This window comes from Curtobacterium sp. BRB10 (assembly GCF_031844325.1).
Classification (GTDB): Bacteria; Actinomycetota; Actinomycetes; order Actinomycetales; family Microbacteriaceae; genus Curtobacterium; species Curtobacterium poinsettiae_A.
Map to the genome: position 1 here is coordinate 65,255 of NZ_JAUZVA010000005.1, position 19,473 is coordinate 84,727.

The 19,473-nt window shown below is 70.1% G+C and carries 21 protein-coding genes; 14 read left to right on the forward strand and 7 right to left on the reverse strand.

All coding sequences use genetic code 11. The annotated features are described in order from the left end of the window. Positions 1-38 precede the first annotated feature (38 nt). Genes dcd through Q9R26_RS11825 form a run of 3 tightly spaced genes read left to right on the forward strand, consistent with a single transcriptional unit; the run spans position 39 to position 1,540 of the window. A complete protein-coding gene (dcd, locus tag Q9R26_RS11815) occupies positions 39-626 on the forward strand; it encodes a dCTP deaminase (protein ID WP_182064540.1) in 588 nt (195 codons plus the stop codon). Between the two features lie 54 nt (positions 627-680). Continuing rightward, complete coding sequence (locus Q9R26_RS11820) at positions 681-1,196, forward strand: helix-turn-helix domain-containing protein (protein WP_259581382.1); 516 nt, start codon at positions 681-683, stop codon at positions 1,194-1,196. Continuing rightward, on the forward strand, positions 1,193-1,540 hold the full coding sequence (locus tag Q9R26_RS11825; RefSeq protein ID WP_311227377.1) for a HepT-like ribonuclease domain-containing protein: 348 nt from the start codon (positions 1,193-1,195) through the stop codon (positions 1,538-1,540). The genes Q9R26_RS11820 and Q9R26_RS11825 overlap by 4 nt, the downstream gene beginning before the upstream one ends. 138 nt (positions 1,541-1,678) lie before the next feature. Here Q9R26_RS11825 and Q9R26_RS11830 read toward each other — a convergent pair whose 3' ends face one another. The 6 genes from Q9R26_RS11830 to idi form a co-directional block, all read right to left on the reverse strand. Then, on the reverse strand, positions 1,679-2,782 hold the full coding sequence (locus tag Q9R26_RS11830; RefSeq protein WP_111039391.1) for a sugar-binding protein: 1,104 nt from the start codon (positions 2,780-2,782) through the stop codon (positions 1,679-1,681). A 62-nt stretch (positions 2,783-2,844) separates the two neighbouring features. Further along, positions 2,845-4,137: a multiple monosaccharide ABC transporter permease gene (mmsB, locus tag Q9R26_RS11835; protein ID WP_110892126.1), complete on the reverse strand. Its 1,293-nt coding sequence runs from the start codon at positions 4,135-4,137 to the stop codon at positions 2,845-2,847. After that, positions 4,134-5,657 carry a multiple monosaccharide ABC transporter ATP-binding protein gene (mmsA, locus tag Q9R26_RS11840; RefSeq protein ID WP_311227539.1) on the reverse strand — a complete coding sequence of 508 codons (1,524 nt, stop codon included), beginning with the start codon at positions 5,655-5,657 and terminating at the stop codon, positions 4,134-4,136. Before mmsA ends, mmsB begins: the two co-directional genes overlap by 4 nt. Positions 5,658-6,205: 548 nt before the next feature. Next, positions 6,206-7,225, reverse strand: a complete 1,020-nt coding sequence (locus Q9R26_RS11845) for a LacI family DNA-binding transcriptional regulator (RefSeq protein ID WP_311227378.1) — start codon at positions 7,223-7,225, stop codon at positions 6,206-6,208. A gap of 117 nt (positions 7,226-7,342) precedes the next feature. Further along, the gene (locus Q9R26_RS11850; RefSeq protein WP_311227379.1) at positions 7,343-8,392 is read right to left on the reverse strand and encodes a magnesium and cobalt transport protein CorA; all 1,050 of its coding nucleotides are present in this window, start codon (positions 8,390-8,392) and stop codon (positions 7,343-7,345) included. A gap of 247 nt (positions 8,393-8,639) precedes the next feature. Beyond that, the gene (idi, locus tag Q9R26_RS11855) at positions 8,640-9,182 is read right to left on the reverse strand and encodes an isopentenyl-diphosphate Delta-isomerase (RefSeq protein ID WP_071246200.1); all 543 of its coding nucleotides are present in this window, start codon (positions 9,180-9,182) and stop codon (positions 8,640-8,642) included. Between the two features lie 21 nt (positions 9,183-9,203). Between idi and Q9R26_RS11860 the strand changes: the two genes are divergently transcribed. The 7 genes from Q9R26_RS11860 to Q9R26_RS11890 all read left to right on the forward strand — a co-directional run bounded on the left by Q9R26_RS11860 (position 9,204) and on the right by Q9R26_RS11890 (position 15,685). Continuing rightward, entirely contained in the window at positions 9,204-10,262 is a 1,059-nt protein-coding gene (locus Q9R26_RS11860) for a polyprenyl synthetase family protein (RefSeq protein ID WP_071404931.1), read from the forward strand. Continuing rightward, positions 10,259-11,197, forward strand: a complete 939-nt coding sequence (locus Q9R26_RS11865; protein WP_110858704.1) for a squalene/phytoene synthase family protein — start codon at positions 10,259-10,261, stop codon at positions 11,195-11,197. The genes Q9R26_RS11860 and Q9R26_RS11865 overlap by 4 nt, the downstream gene beginning before the upstream one ends. Next, positions 11,194-12,834: a phytoene desaturase family protein gene (crtI, locus tag Q9R26_RS11870; protein WP_311227380.1), complete on the forward strand. Its 1,641-nt coding sequence runs from the start codon at positions 11,194-11,196 to the stop codon at positions 12,832-12,834. The genes Q9R26_RS11865 and crtI overlap by 4 nt, the downstream gene beginning before the upstream one ends. Continuing rightward, positions 12,834-13,166 (forward strand): lycopene cyclase domain-containing protein, encoded by a 333-nt coding sequence (locus tag Q9R26_RS11875; protein WP_182064544.1) that lies wholly within the window; start codon positions 12,834-12,836, stop codon positions 13,164-13,166. Before crtI ends, Q9R26_RS11875 begins: the two co-directional genes overlap by 1 nt. Next, positions 13,163-13,594, forward strand: a complete 432-nt coding sequence (locus Q9R26_RS11880) for a lycopene cyclase domain-containing protein (protein ID WP_259581396.1) — start codon at positions 13,163-13,165, stop codon at positions 13,592-13,594. The genes Q9R26_RS11875 and Q9R26_RS11880 overlap by 4 nt, the downstream gene beginning before the upstream one ends. Further along, entirely contained in the window at positions 13,591-14,517 is a 927-nt protein-coding gene (locus Q9R26_RS11885) for a prenyltransferase (protein WP_311227381.1), read from the forward strand. Before Q9R26_RS11880 ends, Q9R26_RS11885 begins: the two co-directional genes overlap by 4 nt. Before the next feature lie 124 nt (positions 14,518-14,641). After that, positions 14,642-15,685, forward strand: a complete 1,044-nt coding sequence (locus Q9R26_RS11890; RefSeq protein WP_182064547.1) for a Gfo/Idh/MocA family protein — start codon at positions 14,642-14,644, stop codon at positions 15,683-15,685. Positions 15,686-15,858: 173 nt separating this feature from the next. On the opposite strand, the gene Q9R26_RS11895 is transcribed toward Q9R26_RS11890, so the two are convergent. Beyond that, positions 15,859-16,599 (reverse strand): MBL fold metallo-hydrolase, encoded by a 741-nt coding sequence (locus tag Q9R26_RS11895; protein ID WP_311227382.1) that lies wholly within the window; start codon positions 16,597-16,599, stop codon positions 15,859-15,861. 63 nt (positions 16,600-16,662) lie between these two features. Here Q9R26_RS11895 and Q9R26_RS11900 point away from each other — a divergent pair, with 63 nt between their 5' ends. Genes Q9R26_RS11900 through Q9R26_RS11915 form a run of 4 tightly spaced genes read left to right on the forward strand, consistent with a single transcriptional unit; the run spans position 16,663 to position 19,463 of the window. After that, entirely contained in the window at positions 16,663-17,193 is a 531-nt protein-coding gene (locus Q9R26_RS11900) for a hypothetical protein (protein ID WP_311227383.1), read from the forward strand. A 4-nt stretch (positions 17,194-17,197) separates the two neighbouring features. After that, positions 17,198-18,229, forward strand: coding sequence for a YihY/virulence factor BrkB family protein (locus Q9R26_RS11905; protein ID WP_259581403.1), 1,032 nt, complete (start codon positions 17,198-17,200; stop codon positions 18,227-18,229). A gap of 36 nt (positions 18,230-18,265) precedes the next feature. Beyond that, positions 18,266-18,757 (forward strand): VTT domain-containing protein, encoded by a 492-nt coding sequence (locus Q9R26_RS11910; RefSeq protein WP_311227384.1) that lies wholly within the window; start codon positions 18,266-18,268, stop codon positions 18,755-18,757. Between the two features lie 10 nt (positions 18,758-18,767). Further along, positions 18,768-19,463 (forward strand): SDR family oxidoreductase, encoded by a 696-nt coding sequence (locus Q9R26_RS11915; RefSeq protein ID WP_311227385.1) that lies wholly within the window; start codon positions 18,768-18,770, stop codon positions 19,461-19,463. Positions 19,464-19,473 lie beyond the last annotated feature (10 nt).

The following is a 19,473-nucleotide window of genomic DNA, read 5'->3' on the forward strand; positions in this document are numbered from 1 at the left end:
CATACCGGCGCGACGCCCGCTGCCGCTAGGCTTCGTCCGTGCTGCTCTCCGACCGCGACATCACCGCCCAGCTCGCTGCAGGCCGGATCGGCCTCGACCCGTACGACGCCTCGCTCGTGCAGCCGTCGAGCATCGACGTCCGGCTGGACAAGTTCTTCCGGCTGTTCGACAACCACAAGTACCCGCACATCGACCCCGCGGTGGACCAGCCCGACCTGACCCGCCTGGTCGAGACCGACCCGGACGAGGCGTTCGTGCTGCACCCGGGCGAGTTCGTCCTCGGCTCCACGTTCGAGGTCGTGACGCTGCCCGACGACATCGCCGCACGGCTCGAGGGCAAGAGCTCGCTCGGTCGCCTCGGCCTCCTGACCCACTCGACCGCGGGCTTCATCGACCCCGGGTTCTCCGGGCACGTGACGCTCGAGCTGTCGAACGTGGCGACGCTGCCCATCAAGTTGTGGCCGGGGATGAAGATCGGACAGCTGTGCTTCTTCCAGCTGTCGAGCCCGGCCGAGAAGCCCTACGGTTCCGCCGAGTACCAGTCCCGGTACCAGGGCCAGCGCGGCCCGACCGCGTCGCGCTCGGCGCTGAACTTCCACCGGGCGGACGTCTCCGACCACCGCTGAGCGTGTGCCGCTCCGGCGGCAGGCGAAATGTTGGATGCTGTGTATCGTTGCAGCATGTCCGCTGTTCCCCAACGGTCCGCCCAGCCACTGTCGGCCGCGGTGCTCATCCGCGACGCCCGTGAGCGCGCCGAACTGACCCAGGTCCAGCTCGCCCAGCGTGCCGGCGTCACGCAGAGCGTCATCAGCACGTACGAGAACGGTCGGCGCGAACCATCGCTCGCGGCGCTGCAACGCATGCTCCACGCCGCGGGCTTCACGACCAGCATCGACCTGCAGCCCGTCGAGGAACCACCGCCCCTGCGGGACCGCGTCACCGCCGCGCGGCAGGAGCTCATCGCGATCGTCGAGCGCTTCGGCGGGCACCGTCCTCGACTCTTCGGCAGCGTCGCTCGGGGCGAGGACGGCCCGGGCAGCGACGTCGACCTGATGATCGACCTCGACCCGGGGCTCGGGATCTTCGCGCTCATGCGGATCCAGGACGCGGCCGAACGACTCCTCGGTGTCCGCGTCGACGTGGTCGATGCGGCGGGGATGAGCCGCGAGGTCGTCCGGACCGCGGTGCCCCTGTGACCCGCGGGTCGACCACCCGTCGCGACGTCCGCGATCGTCTCGACGACGTCATCGCGGCCTGTGCCGCGATCCTGCGCTACGTCGACGACCGCCGGTTGCCCGAGGACCTCGTGCACGACGCCGTCCGGATGCGCCTGGTCGAGATCGGTGAGGTCGTCCGCGTGCTCCCCGCGGCGGTCACCGCGGGCGAGCCGAGCATCCCGTGGTCGCGGGTCTCGGACCTGGGTGAGCGACTCACCCGGCGGTACTTCGACACCACGCGAGCCGTCGTGTTCGGCACCGCGCGAACGGACGTGCCGCTCCTGGCCGAGGCGGCTCGGCGGCTGCGCGCCGCTCAGCCGTAGACCGGACCACAGGGCGGACGGGAGGCACGGCCACGACGTGCACCGAGCCTCCCGTCCGCCCTGTGGCCGGCCTCAGGACGACGCAGGACGGCCCCGTCTCGCCGAGGCGAGACGGGGCCGTCCGTGGTGCTGGGGAGATCAGCCCTTCTTGGCGAGCTCCTCGAGGGTGTCGTTGCCCTTGTAGGCCTCGACGGCGTTGTCCTTGGTGACCAGGACCGGCGTGAGCTCGATCGCGGGGACCGTCTTCTTGCCGTTGTAGTTGTTCGTCTTGTCCATCGTCGTGTCGGGCTTGTCGCCCTTCGACAGCGTGGAGACGAGGTCGACGGCCGCCTGGGCCTCCTTCGACGTGTCCTTGAAGATCGTCGAGTACTGCGTGCCCTTCATGATGAGCGGGATGGACGCGGTCTCCGAGTCCTGGCCCGTCACGACGGGGTTGTCCTTGCCGGCGGCCTTGGTCGCGGTGAGGATCGCACGGGCGAGGGTGTCGTTCGGCGACAGGACGCCGTCGAGCTCGGTGTCACCCGTGTAGTACTGCGAGAGCAGGTCGGTCATGCGCGACTGGGCCTTCTGCGCGAGCCAGCCCTGCGTGACGACCTTCTGGAAGGTGGTCTGACCGGAGACGACCTTGATCGTGCCGTCGTCGATCTTCGGCTGCAGGACGTCCATCGCACCGTTGAAGAACACGGTCGCGTTGGCGTCGTCCGGCGAACCGGCGAAGAGCTCGACGTTGTACGGCTTGTCGCCCTTCTTCTCCTCGAGGCCCTTGAGCAGCGCCTCGGCCTGGAGCTGGCCGACCTTGAAGTTGTTGAACGCCACGTAGTAGTCGACGTTCTTCGTGTTCAGGATGTTGCGGTCCCAGGCGATGACGACGGCGCCACGGTCCTTGGCGGACTTCACCTGCGCGGTCAGCTGCGAACCGTCGGCGGCACCGATGATGACGGCCTTGGCGCCCTTGGTGATCATGCCCGAGATCTGCGACTGCTGGTCGGGGACCGGGTTGCCGGCGTTGGCGTACTGGATGTCGGCCTTGAAGCCGGCGTCCTCGATCGACTTCTTGAACGCGGCGCCCGCGAGGACCCAGTTCTGCGAGGTCTTGGCCGGCAGGGCGACGCCGATGAGGTCGCCCTTCTTGATGCTGCTGGTGCTGCCGGCGTCGTCGGACGAGCCGCGTGCCGAGCAGCCGCTGAGGGCGAGGCCCGCGATGAGCGCCAGGCTGAGGCCGGCGACGATCTTCTTGCGCATGTGATTGCTTTCTCTTCGTTGAGGAGGTGTGGGGCCGGAGCCCCGCTGTGGGGAGGGGTGGACTAGGGGAGGGTGATCTTGTCCGGCTGGTCCTCGATGGACCGCGGCTGCTGGGCGGCCACCGTGTTCTGCTCGGTGTCCTTCCGCTGGAACTGCCGCATCATGCCCCCGATGAGCGACGGACGTCCCTGCGACTTCGAGTAGACGTCGAAGGCGACGGCGACGAGCAGGACCAGGCCGCGGATGATCTGCACCTGGTTGGACTCGAGGCCCATGAGCTGCAGACCGTTCGACAGCAGCGCCATCACGAGACCACCGATGATCGAGCCGGAGATCGTGCCGACACCACCGGCGACCGCCGCGCCACCGACGAACACGGCGGCGATCGCGTCGAGCTCCCAGCCGGTGCCGTCCGCGGGGCCCGAGGCGCCGGAGTAGGCGACGAACACCATGCCGGCGATCGCGGCGAGGACGGACATGTTCATCATGACGAAGAAGTTGACCCGCCGCGCCGAGACGCCGGACAGGACGGCTGCGTTGGCGTTGCCACCGACGGCGTAGACCTGGCGACCGAAGATCGTGTTCTTCGTGACGAAGCCGTAGACGATGGTCAGGATGCCGAGGATGATCGCGACGATCGGGACCGAGGTGCCGACCGGACCGGCGCCGAACAGGTACGTGGCGACGAGCGTGACGGCGACCAGGATGCCGGTGCGGACGATCGAGACCCACAGCGGCGGGACCTCGGCCTGCATCTTCCGACGGCGGGCACGGCCCCGGGCCTCGATGATGATGAGCGCGAGGACTGTGACGAGGCCGATGAGCAGCGTGCCGTTGCTGAAGCCGAAGTCGGGGCCGAAGTCACCGAGGAAGCCGGCGCCGATCGGGGTGAAGGCATCCGGGACGGGGACCGACGTCGAGTTGCCGATGATCTGGTTCACACCACGGAAGATGAGCTGACCGGCCAGCGTCACGATGAAGGCCGGGACCTTCACGAACGCGACCCAGAAGCCCTGCCACGCACCGATCAGGGCACCGCACGCGAGACCCAGGATGATGGCGGCCCACACCGGGAAGTCCCACACGGCCATGGACTGCGCCACGACGATGCCGACGACCGCTGCGACCGAACCCACCGACAGGTCGATGTGCCCCGCGATGATGACCATGACCATGCCGAGCGCCAGGATCAGGATGTAGGAGTACTGCAGGAACAGGTTGATGACGTTGGTCGGCTCGAGGATGAGCCCGTTCGTCGTGACCGAGAAGAAGATCAGCAGCACGATGAGCGCGATGATCATGCCGTACTGGCCGATGCTGTTGCCCTTGCCGAAGAGCAGTTTCAGGTTGTTCATGAGGCGGTGGCGCCCTTCCGCGCGGAGGTCATGCTGCGCATGAGCGATTCGGGATCGGCCTGGTCGGCCGGGAGGTCAGCGGTGATCTGGCCCTCGAAGATGGTGTAGATCCGGTCGGAGAGACCGAGGAGTTCGGGGAGCTCGGACGAGATGAGGATGATGCCCTTCCCCTCGGCGGCGAGCTGCTGGATGATCCCGTAGATCTCGAACTTGGCGCCCACGTCGATGCCGCGGGTGGGCTCGTCGAGGATCAGGATGTCCGGGTCGGTGAACATCCACTTGGACAGGACGACCTTCTGCTGGTTGCCACCGGACAGCTTGCCGACGTTGTCCTCGACGCTCGGCACCTTCGTGCGGAGCATCTTGCGGTACTTCTCGGCGACCGAGTACTCCTCGAGCGAGTCGACGACACCGAGCTTCGAGATCTTCTGCAGGTCGGCGGCGACCGTCGAGCGCTTCACGGTGTCGAGCAGGTTCAGGCCGAGCGCCTTGCGGTCCTCGGAGACGTAGCCGAGGCCGTTCTCGATCGCCTGCTGGACGTTCGTGACCTTGATCTCGCGGCCGTCCTTGATGATCTGGCCGTCGAGCCAGGTGCCGTACGAGCGACCGAACAGGCTCATCGCGAGCTCGGTGCGTCCGGCGCCCATCAGGCCGGCGAAGCCGACGATCTCACCGCGGCGGACGTGGAAGTTCGAGGCCTTGCAGACCAGCCGCGAGGAGTCGAGCGGGTGCTGCACGGTCCAGTTGCGGACCTCGAAGAAGGTCTCGCCGATCTTCGGGGTGCGGTCGGGGAAGCGCGACTCGAGCGAGCGGCCGACCATGCCGCGGATGATGCGGTCCTCGTTGACGCCGTCCGCCTTGACGTTGAGCGTCTCGATGGCCTTGCCGTCGCGGATGATCGTGATCTCGTCGGCGATCTGCTCGATCTCGTTGAGCTTGTGGCTGATGATGATGCTCGCGATGCCCTTGGCCTTCAGCCCGACGATCAGGTCGAGCAGGTGCTGCGAGTCGTTCTCGTTGAGCGCGGCGGTCGGCTCGTCGAGGATCAGGAGCTTGACGTCCTTGTGCAGGGCCTTCGCGATCTCGACGAGCTGCTGCTTGCCGACACCGAGGTTCTTGATCTGCGTGTCCGGGTCGTCGGCCAGGCCGACGCGGGCGAGCAGGTCCTGCGCACGCAGCTGCGCGGCGGTCCAGTCGATGCGCCCGAAGCGGCCCGGCTCGTTGCCGAGGAACAGGTTCTCGGTGATCGAGAGCTCCGGGATGAGTGCCAGCTCCTGGTGGATGATGACGATGCCGGCCTGCTCGGACTGCTTGATGTTCGAGAAGCGGACTTCTTCGCCCTCGTAGACGATCTCGCCGCTGTAGGTGCCGTACGGGTAGACGCCCGACAGGACCTTCATCAGGGTCGACTTGCCGGCGCCGTTCTCGCCGCAGATCGCGTGGATCTCGCCGGCGCGGACGCTGAGGGAGACGTCGGACAGCGCCTTCACACCAGGGAACTCCTTGGTGATCGAGCGCATCTCGAGGATCGTCTCGGGTGCGGTGATCGACCGGGTCTCGAGGCCGGTGTCGATCGGGGTTGACGCCACAGTGCATCTCCTTCTGCCGCTGCGATGCGGCAGTTGTTCGGGTGGTTCTGCTGCGGCAGCGAATGGGCGCAGGTGGCCTGCGTGGACTTCGTTGTCGCGTCCGGTGTCCTGCTGGTGTGACGCTCATGTGAACGGTCACATCGGCTGGACGGAGGCAATTTACGCACAGCCTCGGTGCGGCTGTCAATTCGGTTTGGTCGCGTTTTCGTAACGGCGTGCGTGATCCGGAGGGAACGTCCCCCGGGTTGGGGCCAGGGGCCCCGGAACCGGGCGCTTCGTTGCGTGGATCCGCATGCGCGGACGGGAGGCCCGTGGCGGGACCGCCACGGGCCTCCCGTCCGTTCGATGGCCGCGTCCGTGGCCGCGCTCGCCTTGTCGGAGCGCGCGTACCTGGCGCTTCCAGGCGTACCGGGTCGGACGTTCGTGGCAGGTACGCCCGTTCCTGGCAGGTACTCGGGTCGGGCGCGGCCCGAGGTGCGTCAGCGTGGGCGGGGCGCGCTGGTGGAGGCGCGCACGACCAGCTGCGGGACGATGTCGATCGGGCGGAGCAGCTCGCCCTCACTCGGCAGCAGCAGGTCCACACAGCGACGCCCGAGCTCGGCGAAGTCGACCTGCACCGTGGTGAGCGGCGGCCAGAAGTGCTTCGCCTCCGGGATGTCGTCGTAGCCGACCACGGACAGGTCGCCCGGGACGTCGAGCCCGTACGAGCGCGCTGCGTGCATCACGCCGAGCGCCATCTGGTCGTTCGAACAGAAGATCGCGGTGCAGTCCCGCCACCGCAGCAGCTCGCGGCCGGCGTGGTAGCCGAAGTCGGCGGTCCAGTCGCCCAGGATCGGCGGGGCGACGGCCATGTCGCGGTCGGACATCTCGCGTAGGAACCCCTGCATGCGGGCATCGGCCTCGATCCAGTCCTGCGGCCCCGCGATGTGTCGGACGTACTCGTGCCCCAGGTCGAGCAGGTGCGCGGTCGCGAGTCGTGCGCCCTCCATCTGGTCCACCCACAGGGCCGTCGGGTCCTCGCCGACGCTGGCGCGCATGGTGACGTAGGGGGTGCGGATCCCGAGCTCCGCGATCAGGTCGAAGACCCGCTGCTGGGGCGCGATGACGACGATGCCCTCGACGTCGAGGTCGAGCAGGTGCCCGAGTCCTTCCCGAACGGCGGCGTCGGTCGCCTCGGCGATGTTCGCCGTCGTGACCGAGTAGCCGCGGAGCATCGCGGCGTCCTCGATCGCCTGCAGTGCCACGGCGGGGCCGTAGTGGGCGCGGCGGGCGGTCAGGACGCCGATCGTGTGGGTCCGGCTCGTGACCAGGGCGCGTGCAGCCCGGTTCGGCCGGTACTGCAGCTGCTCCATGGCCGCCAGGACCTTGTCGCGTGTCTCGGCCCGGATCGCGTCCGAGTTGTTCAGCACCCGCGAGACGGTCTGGTGCGAGACGCCCGCGATCCGTGCGACGTCACGGATGCTGGGCGAACGCGGTTGCTGTGTCCGCGATGACGCCATTGCTGCTCGTTTCCGCCCGGGTGTCGTGGCACATCGATGTGCACGTTCACATTCCGGGCCAGATCATTATGCACGTCCGGCGGATCGACGCCACCTGTGCGTCGATCCGCCGTCCGCTCAGAGCCAGTTGCGCTTGCGGAAGATCGCCCAGAGCACGCCCATCAGCAGGAGCATGCCGAGGATCGCGACCGGGTACCCGTAGTGCCAGTGCAGCTCGGGCATGTGGTCGAAGTTCATCCCGTAGACACCGGCGATCAGGCCGGGCGCGAACAGGATCGCCGCCCACGACGAGATCTTCTTGACCTCCTCGCCCTGGCGGTGGGCTGCCCGGGCGAGTTGCCGGCTCTCCTCGCCCTGGGCCAGGCTCGCGCTGGTCATCCGGCGCATCGCCTCGTTCTGCTCCTGCGACACCAGGGTGGCGTGCAGGGTCAGGGCGTTCTCGAGCAGGGCCCGGAACGAGTCGACGCGCTCGGTGACCCGGAGCGCGTGGTCGTGCACGTTGCGGAGCCGGTGCTGCACGTCGTCGTCGACGCCGTACTTGTCGGCGCCGCGGAGCAGCCCGGTCACCATCGCCGGCACCGGGGTGGTGGCCCGCTGGAACGCCAGGACCTCACTGAGCAGCTGGTAGATGCGCTTCGAGACCCCGGCGTCGACCTGTCCGGCGAACAGCTGGTCCTCGATGGCGTCGATCTGTTCCTGCAGCACCTGGACGACTGGGCCGTAGCCGTCCACGACCTCGTCGAGCACGGCCGCGGTCACCGCCTCGGACCCCTTGGCCAGGAACTCCGGGTCCGCCTCGACCTGTGCCCGCAGCGCCGCCAGGTCGGGTCGAGCGGCGTGCCGGACGCTCACCACGAAGTGGTCGCCGACGAACAGGTGCACCTCGCCGAACTCCACGGTGCCCGAGGCCGGGTCGAACCAGGCCGGACGGAGCACCAGGAACAGGGTGTCGCCGTAGCGCTCGAGCTTGGCACGCTGGTGTCCCTTGCGGGCGTCCTCGACGGCGTTCTCGTGCAGGTCGAACTCGGCGGCGACGGCCTCGAGCTCGTGCGGGTCGGGCCGGAGCAGCCCGATCCACGTCAGGTCGCCACGAGCCTGGCGCGACAGGGTCGACGGAGACTCCACGCGGCGTCCCCGGACGTAGATCGCGTTGTCGATCAGTGCCATGTGCGTGCTCCTTCGGTGGGGAGCAGACGGGCGCGATGGCGCCCCGGAGGCGATCCGGGGCGGGGCAGGGTCAGCGAACGGGCGCGACGACCGACACGGGCGGCCGGCCCGATCGAGGATGGTCACCCGACATCGCGCCTCACCTGCCCTTCTCGTCTCGTCGTGGCGACGCCCAGAGCGCTGCCGACGGTCGAGCGTACGCCTGCGGCGTGGGGTCGGACAACCCGTGGCGCCTGGCGCAGGAACGTCAGCGCGTGACGTGCAGCCCGGCGGTCTCGAGCTCGGCGAGCTGCCACCCGAGCCACGGGCTCCAGGCGAACGGCGCGCCGGCGACGGCCTGCCTGAGAGAGTCCTCGGACACCCATGCCCACTCGGCGACCTCGTCGTCCGCGGGCGCCGGGGTGTCGTCGGTCACCGCGCGGAAGACGGGGCAGACCTCGTTCTCCACGATGCCGGAGGCGTCGACCGCGCGGTACCGGAACTCCGGCAGCACGACCTCGACGTCGCGCACCGTGATGCCGAGCTCGCGGGAGGCCCGACGGGCGATGGCGTCCTCGAAGGACTCGTCCGGCCCGGGGTGGCCGCAGAAGGTGTTCGTCCACACCCCCGGCCAGGTCTTCTTCGACAGTGCTCGTCGGGTCACTAGGACGTCACCGTCGGTGTTCCGGACGTGGCACGAGAACGCCAGGTGCAGGGGCGTGTGGGCTGTGTGCACCGTGAACTTGTCCGCCGTCCCGATCGGGGTACGGTCGTCGGCCAGGAGCACCACGGATTCAGGGAAAGCGTTCATCTGTGTCGATAGGTTAGGCCAATGAGCGAGGAAGCGACCACCGTGCCGCACATCGACCTCGCGCTCGTCGACGACTGCCTCGAGCGCTTCTTCGCCGTGTCGTCGGCACGCGCCGAGCGCTACGGCCGACCGTCGGAAGAACTGTGGCGCGTGCTCCGCAAGGCGAGCATGGGCGGCAAGCGCTTCCGGCCCCGCATGGTCATGACCGCGTACGCCGGCATGGGCGGCACCGACGTGCACGCCGCCGCCAACGTCGCCGCGGCCTACGAACTCCTGCACACCGCACTCGTGGTGCACGACGACGTCATCGACCGCGACTGGTCGCGCCGTGGGCAGCCGAACGTCGCCGGGTCCTTCCGGGACAACGGGACGACGGGCGGCCTGCCGCTGCCGACCGCCGAGCACCGGGGGATGAGTGCCGCCGTGATCGCCGGTGACCTGGCCCTCGCCGGTGCGCCCCGCTTCATCGAGGCCGCGGGCGTCGACGGCACCCGGCGCGAGCGGCTGCTCGAGCTGCTCGACGAGGCCGTGTTCGCCAGCGCCGCCGGCGAGATGACCGACGTCGACCTGGCCCTCGGCGTGATGCCGACGGTGGACGAGGTCCTGGCGATGGAGCGGGCGAAGACGAGCGTGTACTCGTTCGAGGCCCCGCTGCAGTCCGGTGCCGTCCTGGCCGGCGCCGACGAGGAGATCGTCACCGCCCTCGGGGCCTTCGGCCGAGAGATCGGCATCGCCTACCAGATCGTCGACGACCTGCTGGGGGTCTTCGGCGACGAGACCATGACCGGCAAGACCGTGCTGGGCGACCTGCGCGAGGGCAAGCGCACGATGCTCATCGCGTACGCGGCGACCACGGACTGCTGGCCCGACCTCGAGCCGTACCTGGGTGATCCGGACCTGACCGAGGCCCGTGCTGACGAGGTCCGTGCGACCCTGGTCTCCTGCGGTGCGCGCGGCGCCGCGGAAGCACGCGTCGCCGACCACACCGCACTCGCCCGGGCCGAGCTCGCCCGGCTGCCGTACGACCTCGCCGACCGCCTGGAGGCCCTCGTGACCGAACTCGTGGAGCGCGCCCGGTGACCCACAGCACCACCACGGCGACCGGATCCCGTCCGGCTCGCCTCCAGCTCTACGACGCCACGGCCGAGGCCGCGTCGGGGGTCGTCATCGACCGGTACTCCACGTCGTTCGGCCTGGCGAGCCGCATGCTCGCCCGCGACACGCGCGAGCACATCCGGAACGTCTACGCCCTGGTCCGCGTCGCGGACGAGGTCGTCGACGGCCCCGCGACCGAGGCCGGGCTCGACCGCGAGCTCGCCCGCACGGTGCTCGACGAGCTCGAGGCCGACACCGAACGCGCCATCGCACTCGGCTTCTCGGTGAACCCGGTCGTCCACGCCTTCGCCCGCACCGCCCGTGCCACCGGCTTCGGCGCCGAGCTCACCGCACCGTTCTTCGCGTCGATGCGCATGGACCTCGACCGCACCGAGCACGACGACGCCTCGTTCGACGCGTACGTGTACGGCTCCGCCGAGGTCGTCGGCCTGATGTGCCTGCGTGCGTTCGTGTACCGGGCTGGTCGTCCGACGTTCGACCAGGCCGAACTCGTCGCCGGCGCGCGTGCGCTCGGTGCCGCGTTCCAGAAGGTGAACTTCCTGCGAGACCTGCATGCCGACTTCGAGGTGCTCGGTCGCTCGTACTTCCCGGGCGTCGACATCCGGTCGTTCGACGAGGCCACGAAGGACCGCTTGGTCGCTGACGTGCAGGCCGACCTCGACCACGCCGCACGGACGATCCGGCTGCTGCCGGCCGACGCCCGCAACGCGGTCGGACTCGCACACGCGCTGTTCCAGGAACTCAACGACCGACTCGCGCGCACGCCGGCGAGCCGCCTCGTCACGACGCGCGTGCGCGTCCCCAACCCGGTGAAGGTGCGCCTCGCCGCGCAGGTCCTCGCCGGACGCGCACCGCTCCGGTCGCGCGTCACCACCCACCGGCCGGGAGGCTCCTCATGACCCCGCCACGCGCCTCCCGACCGACGACGGTCGCCACCACCACCCGGCGCAAGGTGCCCGCGCGTCGTGCCGTCGTCATCGGCGGCGGCATCAGCGGCCTGGCGGCCGCCGCGCTGCTCGCACGCGACGGCTTCTCGGTGACGGTGCTCGAGCAGCGCACGCAGCTCGGCGGCCGTGCCGGCTCGTGGGAGCAGGACGGGTTCCGGTTCGACACCGGGCCGTCGTGGTACCTCATGCCCGAGGTCTTCGACCACTTCTTCCAGCTGCTCGGGACGTCGGCCGAGGCCGAACTCGACCTGGTGAAGCTCGACCCCGGCTACCGCGTGTACAGCGAGGGCCACGACGAGCCGATCGACCTGCGAGCCGACGCCGAGGCCAACATCGCGCTGTTCGAGTCCATCGAGCCCGGTGCCGGCGAGCGGATGCGGAAGTACCTCGCGTCGGCCGAGGACACCTACACGATGGCCGTGCGCCGGTTCCTGTACACGAGCTTCCAGGACCTCACGAAGCTCGCCGCACCCGACGTCCTGCGTCGTCTGCCCAAGCTCGCGCGCCTGCTGCTCGAGCCGCTCTCCACCTTCGCCGAGACCGCCGTGCGCGACCGTCGCCTCTGGCAGATCCTCGGCTACCCGGCGGTGTTCCTCGGTACGAGCCCGTACGCGGCACCGAGCATGTACCACCTGATGAGCCACCTCGACCTGGCCGACGGCGTGCTCTACCCGAAGGGCGGCATCACCGAGGTGATCTCCGCCGTCGAGCGTGTCGCCCGGGCCGAGGGCGCGAAGATCATCGCCGGCGCGAAAGTCGAACGGATCGTGGTCGAGGACGGCGTCGCCACCGGGGTCGTCCACCGCGACCGCGACGGTGTGCAGCACACGGCCCCCGCCGACCTCGTGGTCAGCGCCGCCGACATGCAGCACACCGAGATGCAGCTGCTCGAGCGTGAGCACCGCACCCACGGCGCCGACCACTGGAAGAAGCGCGACCCGGGCCCGAGCGCGGTGCTCGTGTACCTCGGCATCGACGGTCCGACGCCGGGCCTGCTGCACCACACCCTGGTGTTCACCGCGGACTGGAAGGCGAACTTCGGCGCGATCTTCGGGGACGACCGGCACGTGCCGGACCCCGCCTCGATCTACGTCTGCGCCCCCTCCGAGACCGACCCGAGCGTCTCCCCGCCCGGCACCAGCAACCTGTTCATCCTGGTGCCCCTGCCCGCCGACCTGTCGATCGGCAAGGGCGGCATCGACGGTGCCGGTGACTACCAGGTCGAGCAGATCGCCGACCGTGCCATCGACGTGCTGGCCGAGCGCGCCGGGGTGCCGGACCTGCGCGACCGCATCCGGGTCCGACGCACCATCGGACCGCGCGACTTCGCCGACGACCTGAACGCCTGGAACGGCTCGATGCTCGGTCCGGCGCACACCCTCAAGCAGAGCGCGTTCTTCCGCGAGAAGAACGCGTCGAAGAAGGTCGAGGGGCTGTACTACGTCGGTGCCTCGACGATCCCTGGCATCGGTCTGCCGATGTGCCTGATCAGCGCCGAGGTCCTGCTCAAGCGCATCCACGGCGACCGGAGCACCGAGCCGCTGCCGACGCCCCTCGGGGCCCCGCGGGACCGGACCGAGCAAGCCTGATGCCCGGGGTCTACCTCGCCGGCCTGGTGGTGTCCCTGGTCGGCATGACCGTGCTGGACGCCCGCTTCCGGCTGTTCTTCTGGCGGGCTCCGTGGCGGGCGGCGGCCGTGATGGTCGTCGGTGTCGCGTTCTTCATGGTGTGGGACGTCGCCGGTGTCGCCGCCGGCATCTTCTTCATCGGCCCGCAGGACCTGCTCACCGGAGTGCTCCTGGCGCCCGAGGTCCCGCTCGAGGAACTCTTCTTCCTGCTGCTGCTCTGCTACTCGACGATGGACCTGGTCGGCTTCGTCCGGCCCCTCGTGCAGCGGGCGACCGATCGGCGGCGCGCGTGAACGGCACCGGAGCGTACGCGCTCCTGGCCCTGCCGTTCTTCGGCGTCACGGCCGTCGTGGCCGTGGTCGCCGGGGTCGTCGCCGCTCGCCGGGCCCGTGCGGCGGGTCGACGGCCTACGGTCGGGCGACGGGTCGCGGTGCTCACGTCCGTGATCGCGGGCATCGCGCTGCTGGTGATGACGATGGTGTTCGACAACGTCATCGTCACGCTGCGGATCGTCGCCTACGACCCCTCGCTCATCAGCGGTGCGAAGATCGGTGCCATCCCGGTCGAGGACCTCGCCTACGCGATGTCCGCCATCGTGCTGCTGCCCAGCCTGTGGGTCCTGTTCGACCGGACCGGCGCACGCGACCGGACCGGCGCGCGCCCCGCGCCCGACCCGACCCCAGCACCAGCAGAGCCAGCACCAGCAGAGGACATGAAGTGAACGCCAGCACCGCCTCCAGGCCGTCGACCGTGCGTGCCCTGTTCGTGTCGTCGCGGCCGATCAGCTGGGTGAACACCGCCTACCCGTTCGGCGCCGCGTACCTGCTCGGCAGCGGGGTCGGGCTCGAGGGCGGCGGCGGGTTCTCGCTCGTCGCGTTCCTGGTCGGCGTCGTGTACTTCCTGGTGCCCTACAACCTGGCGATGTACGGCATCAACGACGTCTTCGACTACGAGTCCGACCTGCGCAACCCGCGGAAGGGCGGTGTCGAGGGCGCCCTGCTCGACAAGAGCGTCCACCGCACCACGCTGTGGGCCGTCGTCATCACGAACGTCCCCTTCCTCGTCGCGCTCGTGGTGCTCGGCGCGGTCAGCGGCAACGGGCCGTGGTCGTGGCTCGTCCTGGCGATCAGCGTGTTCGCGGTCATCGCGTACTCTGCCCCGGGCCTGCGGTTCAAGGAGAAGCCGTTCCTCGACTCGCTCACGTCGAGTACCCACTTCGTGTCGCCGGCGGTCTACGGTCTCGCCCTGGCGGGCCCGCACTGGACCGCGGAACTCGTCGCCGTGTGCATCGCGTTCTTCCTGTGGGGCGTGGCCTCGCACGCGTTCGGCGCCGTGCAGGACGTCCTGGCCGACCGGGCCGGTGGCATCGGCTCCGTCGCGACCGTCATCGGCGCACGCGCCACCGTCCGCCTGGCCTTCGTCGCCTACCTGGTCGCCGGGGTCGCGCTGCTGTTCTCGGCGTTCCCCGGTCCGATCGCCGCGATCGTCGTCATCCCGTACGCGCTCAACGTGCTGCCGTGGTGGAACATCACCGACCAGGGTGCCGAGGCCGCGAACGCCGGGTGGAAGCGCTTCCTCTGGATCAACTACCTGGCGGGCTTCCTCGTCACGATGGCGCTCATCGCGTACGCCTTCACGCACTGAGGCCGGCGACGGCCCTCGACCGCCCGCCCACCCGTCGTCGCCGCCGCCTGACAGACTGGACGCACGCACCGCGGCGTCCGTGGTGCGTCACCAACCACGACGGCAGTCACGAAGGAGTGCGCGCATGAGCGTCCGGATCATCCACGTCGGTCTCGGAGGGTGGGGCGGCAACTGGGCCCGCACCGCCATCCCGGAGGTGTCGGAAGTGCAGGTGGTCGGGATCGTCGACCCGTCGGCGCCGACGCTCGAGGCCGTGCGGACCGACCTCGGGCTCCCGGCCTCCGCTGCGTTCGGGTCCCTGACCGAGGCACTCGCCGCGGTCGACGCCGACGCCGTCGTCATCACCGCCCCGGCCGTGACGCACGTGCCGCTCGCGCTCGAGGCCCTCGACGCCGGCAAGCACGTCCTGGTCGAGAAGCCGTTCGCCAACACCACCGACGAGGCCGTCACCGCGGTCCGTCGCGCCGAGGAGCTCGGCCTGGTGCTGCAGGTCAGCCAGAACTACCGCTGGTACCCGGCACCGCGGGTGGTGCAGGAGATGCTCGAGGCGGACGTCGTCGGCGAGGTCTCCGCGATCAACGTCGACTTCCGGCAGTGGGACAACGACCAGCCCGCCGAGACGTACCCGCACTACCGGTTCCCGCACGCGATGATCAACGACATGGCGATCCACCACTTCGACCTGCTCCGGATGATCACCGGACAAGAGGCCGTCCGCGTCTTCGCCAAGGCCAGCTACCCCGCCTACAGCAAGTACCAGGACGAAGCGGTCGCCTCGATGATCATCGAGCTCGACGGCGGCACGGTCGTCAACTACCGCGGCAGCTGGCTGAGCCGCGGCCCGCGCACCGCCTGGGCCGGCGAGTGGAGCATCGAGGGCGAGGACGGCGAGCTCTGGTTCACGAGCCGCGACGGTGAGCCGAACGCGGTCGACGGCGACCGGGTCACCGTCCGCCGCACGCAGGACGACGTCGCCGAGTCGGTCGAGCTCCCCGTGCTCGCGCACACGGACCGCCAGGGCGGGCTGCAGGCGTTCGCGCGATCGGTGCAGGGCGGCCCCGCCCCGGAGACGAGCGGGCGCGACAACCTGCGGAGCCTCGCGCTGATGGAGGCTGCCGGCCGCTCCGCGGCGTCCGGCCTGCCCGAGGACGTCGTCGTCCCGTCCTGACCGCGACCACCCACGGCCTGGAGGTGCGGGGCGGGCCCGCACCGCGCCTCCAGGCCGGCTCGGGTCGCGTCCACCGCCGCCAAGGCGACAGTGCGCTGCGGAACGTCCGCGGCACCCTGTCGCGTTCGTGCACCAGACCCGGTGGGGTCCGCCTCATCTGTCGCTTCCGCGCGTCAGGCGGCGCCAGCCGCCCGCCGCGCCTGCGCGACGGCACTCCGCACACCGAGCGACCAGCCCGGTCCGTGGCCGGGCAGCACGTGCTTCGCCTCGGTGTCCGCGAGCCGGTCCAGCGACGCGACCGCCGTGTCGACGTCGGACGTCGCCGCCGGTGCCACGATCCGGGGTCCGATCCCGCCCGTGTACGGGTCGAAGGTGACGAGCGCATCCCCGGCGATCACGGCGTCGCGGTCGGCGAAGTGCAGTGCCACGTGCCCGTCGGTGTGCCCCGGGGTCTCGATGATCCATGGGTTGCCCGGCACGTCGGCGCGGTTCTCCAGCGGTTCGGTGTCCGTGATGCCGTCGACGGTGACCGCTCCGGCCAGGAGCATCCGGCCCAGCGGGCGCAGACCGCCCGGGTGGAGCGCGACGAACCCGGCACGGTTCGTCTGCGGCCGGTACGAGTACGGGTGCGCGGCGAGGTGCCGGTCGCCCGGGTGGACGAACACCGGCGTGCCCCAGTCGCGGTGCATCCGTGCGGCGGTACCGACGTGGTCGAAGTGCCCGTGCGTGAGCAGGAGCCCCTCGACCTGGTCGGGCGTGTACCCGAGGTCGTGCACGGCGAGCTGCAGGTGCGGCCACGCGGCGGGCAACCCCGCATCGACGACGAGCAACCGATCGCCGGTTTCGACGAGGTAGGTGTTGGTGTGTGCGATCTCGAGGCGGTGGATCCCCTCGGCGGCGTCCCGGAAGAGCATGTGCGGCACGGTAGACGCGGCCTGCTGGGCACGATCCCGGGTGGGACGTGTACGAAATGGGGAATGGCCAAGGACAGTCTGCCCGAGCTCGAACTCGCCAACGTGCGCACCCGCGAAGGCATCACGGACACCGTGACGGAGCTGAAGCGACGCGCGGACCTGCCCGCCCGCACCCGTCTCGCGGTCGCCAAGACGAAGCAGCGGTGGCACCGTGACCCCACGCCCCTGGTGGCGATGGGCATCACCGGGCTGACCGGTGTCGCGGCGATCGTCCTCGGCATCGCGCTGCGGAACCGCCCCGCCGGGCACCTGGCCGCGCCGCCGGCGAACTCGGCGTTCACCGCGCTGCTGCCGTTCGGTGCGCGCGGCGACGCCCCCTCGGCGAAGGAGCAGGCCCAGGCAGGCCGGAAGGGCCGGAAGGCGCGGGCCAAGGCGGCCGAGGAAGCCCTCGAGCAGGACCCGGCGCACCGCGCCCGCGTGAAGCAGCAGGTCGGCATCGCGGCGGTGCAGCGACGGGCCGACAAGAACCGCAAGCAGGCGGTCAAGCGGTCGAAGCAGGCCGCGAAGCGGGCGAACACGGCGCGGAAGGGCTGAGACGATGACCGACGCACAGCAGAAGCCGGATCCGGACGACGCCCGGAAGCCGGACAACCCCACCGACCTCAAGAAGCCGACGCTCGTCTACACGCTGAAGAAGACGCTGCGCGAGTTCACGAGTGACCAGTGCACCGACCTGGCGGCGAGCCTGACCTACTACTCGGTGCTCGCGCTGTTCCCCGGGCTGCTGGCGGTCGTGTCGATCCTCGGCCTGGTGTCCGACCCGAAGAAGACGATCGACACACTGCTCGACATCATCGGCAACATCGGGTCGCAGCAGGTCGTCGAACTGATCCGGGATCCGGTCGAGGGGCTCGTCCGCTCGCCCGCTGCTCCCATCACGTTCATCGTCGGCATCGTCGGTGCGCTCTGGTCGGCCTCCGGCTACGTCGGCGCCTTCGGTCGCGCGATGAACCGGATCTACAACGTCCGCGAGGGCCGCCCGATCTGGAAGCTCCGCCCGACCATGCTCGGCGTGACCGTCACCACGGTCGTCCTGCTCGTGGTCGGTCTGCTGGTGCTGGTGAGCGCGCCGCTCGCCCGCAGCTTCGGCGACGTCATCGGCCTCGGCGACGTGGCCGTCACCGTCCTGTCGATCGTGCAGTGGCCGATCCTGCTCGTCATCGCGATCATCGTCGTCGCCGTGCTCTACTACTGGTCGCCGAACGTCAAGCAGCCGAAGTTCACCTGGGTCAGCGGCGGGTCGATCCTGGCGCTCCTCATCTGGATCATCGCGAGCGTCGGCTTCGGGTTCTACGTCGGGAACTTCTCGAACTACAACGCCACGTACGGCTCGCTCGGTGGGGTCATCGTGTTCCTGCTGTGGATCTGGATCACGAACAACGCGCTGCTCTTCGGCGCCGAGTTCGACGCCGAGATCGAGCGGGGCCGCGAGCTGCAGGCCGGCATCCGCGCGGAGGAGGACATCCAGCTCCCCGAGCGCGACACCCGCCAGATCGAGAAGCAGGACGAGAAGCGTGCGCAAGACGTGCTGGAGGGCATCCGCATCCGCCAGGGCGTCGACAACGACTGACGGTCGGTCCCCGGGTCGGGGCGCTACCGTGCGAGCGTGCCGTCCTTCCTCGAGGGGCTCCCGTTCCGGTGGCTCGTCCTCGCGCTCTTCCTGGTCGTGTTCTGCCGCGCGCAGGCCACGTACTGGGTCGCGCGGCTCGCGGTGGCGGGTGCGTCCCGCTCGCGGTGGGGTGGCTGGTTGCGCTCGCCAGCCGTCCGTCGCGGTTCGGCGTTGCTCGACCGCTGGGGGTTGCCCGTCGTGACGGTGAGCTTCGTCGTGGTCGGCCTGCAGACGGTGATGAACGCCGCAGCCGGGCTGGCGCGGGTCGCCTGGTGGCGGTACACGATCGCGATGGTGCCGGGCTGCGTCGCGTGGGCGCTCCTGTACGCGACCGTCGGGCTCGCGGTGTTCTGGGCCGTGGTCGCGGCGTTCGCCGGCTCGCCGTGGGGCGTCGCGGCGATCGGAGGACTCGTGGTCGCCGCCGTCGTCGCGCTGACGGTCCTGCGTCGTCGCCGTCACCGCTCAGGAGGCCCGGCCCGGCTTCCGTAGGCTGGCCCACGTGACGACAGACCAGCTCCAGAACCGTCCGGTCGCCCTGGTGACCGGAGCCACCCGCGGCATCGGCCGCGCGATCGCCGCCGACCTCGGCCGCACCCACCACGTGCTCGTGGGCGGCCGGACCGCCGACGCCGTGGACGCCCTCGTCGCGGAGCTGCCGAGTGCTGCGCCGTTCGTCGGTGACCTGGGCGCGGGCGAGGTCCCGGCGCTGCCCGAGCGGCTCGACGTGCTCGTGCACTCGGCCGGCGTCGAGCAGGGCACCACCGTCGCCGACACCCCGCGAGCGGTGTGGGAGCAGGTCTTCGCGACGAACGTGTTCGCGGTCGCCGAGCTCACCCGGGCGGCGCTGCCGGCACTGCGGGTGGCGCGAGGCATCGTCGTACCGATCAACAGCGGGTCCGGGTTCCACTCCGGCCCCGGCGGTGGCGTGTACGCGGCGTCGAAGTTCGCGCTGCGGGCCTTCGCCGACGCCCTGCGCGAAGAAGAACGGGCGAACGGCGTGCGGGTGTCGAGCGTGCACCCGGGCCGGACCGACTCGGACATGCAGCGGCAACTCGTGGCGAAGCTCGGTGAGTCCTACGACACCGCCTACTACCTGGCGCCGGAGGACGTGGCCGCCGCAGTCCGCACGGTCGTCGACCTGCCGGAGCGCGGCACCGTCGAGTCGCTCGCGATCCGACCGACCCGACGGCGCTGACGCCGGCTCC

Coding starts and splice junctions, on each gene's coding strand:
- Q9R26_RS11820 (WP_259581382.1), top strand. CDS start 681: ATGTCCGCTGTTCCCCAACGGTCCGCCCAGCCACTGTCGGCCGCGGTG.
- Q9R26_RS11830 (WP_111039391.1), bottom strand. CDS start 2,782: ATGCGCAAGAAGATCGTCGCCGGCCTCAGCCTGGCGCTCATCGCGGGC.
- mmsB (WP_110892126.1), bottom strand. CDS start 4,137: ATGAACAACCTGAAACTGCTCTTCGGCAAGGGCAACAGCATCGGCCAG.
- mmsA (WP_311227539.1), bottom strand. CDS start 5,657: ATGCGCTCGATCACCAAGGAGTTCCCTGGTGTGAAGGCGCTGTCCGAC.
- Q9R26_RS11845 (WP_311227378.1), bottom strand. CDS start 7,225: ATGGCGTCATCGCGGACACAGCAACCGCGTTCGCCCAGCATCCGTGAC.
- Q9R26_RS11850 (WP_311227379.1), bottom strand. CDS start 8,392: ATGGCACTGATCGACAACGCGATCTACGTCCGGGGACGCCGCGTGGAG.
- idi (WP_071246200.1), bottom strand. CDS start 9,182: ATGAACGCTTTCCCTGAATCCGTGGTGCTCCTGGCCGACGACCGTACC.
- Q9R26_RS11860 (WP_071404931.1), top strand. CDS start 9,204: ATGAGCGAGGAAGCGACCACCGTGCCGCACATCGACCTCGCGCTCGTC.
- crtI (WP_311227380.1), top strand. CDS start 11,194: ATGACCCCGCCACGCGCCTCCCGACCGACGACGGTCGCCACCACCACC.
- Q9R26_RS11875 (WP_182064544.1), top strand. CDS start 12,834: ATGCCCGGGGTCTACCTCGCCGGCCTGGTGGTGTCCCTGGTCGGCATG.
- Q9R26_RS11890 (WP_182064547.1), top strand. CDS start 14,642: ATGAGCGTCCGGATCATCCACGTCGGTCTCGGAGGGTGGGGCGGCAAC.
- Q9R26_RS11895 (WP_311227382.1), bottom strand. CDS start 16,599: ATGCTCTTCCGGGACGCCGCCGAGGGGATCCACCGCCTCGAGATCGCA.
- Q9R26_RS11900 (WP_311227383.1), top strand. CDS start 16,663: ATGGCCAAGGACAGTCTGCCCGAGCTCGAACTCGCCAACGTGCGCACC.
- Q9R26_RS11905 (WP_259581403.1), top strand. CDS start 17,198: ATGACCGACGCACAGCAGAAGCCGGATCCGGACGACGCCCGGAAGCCG.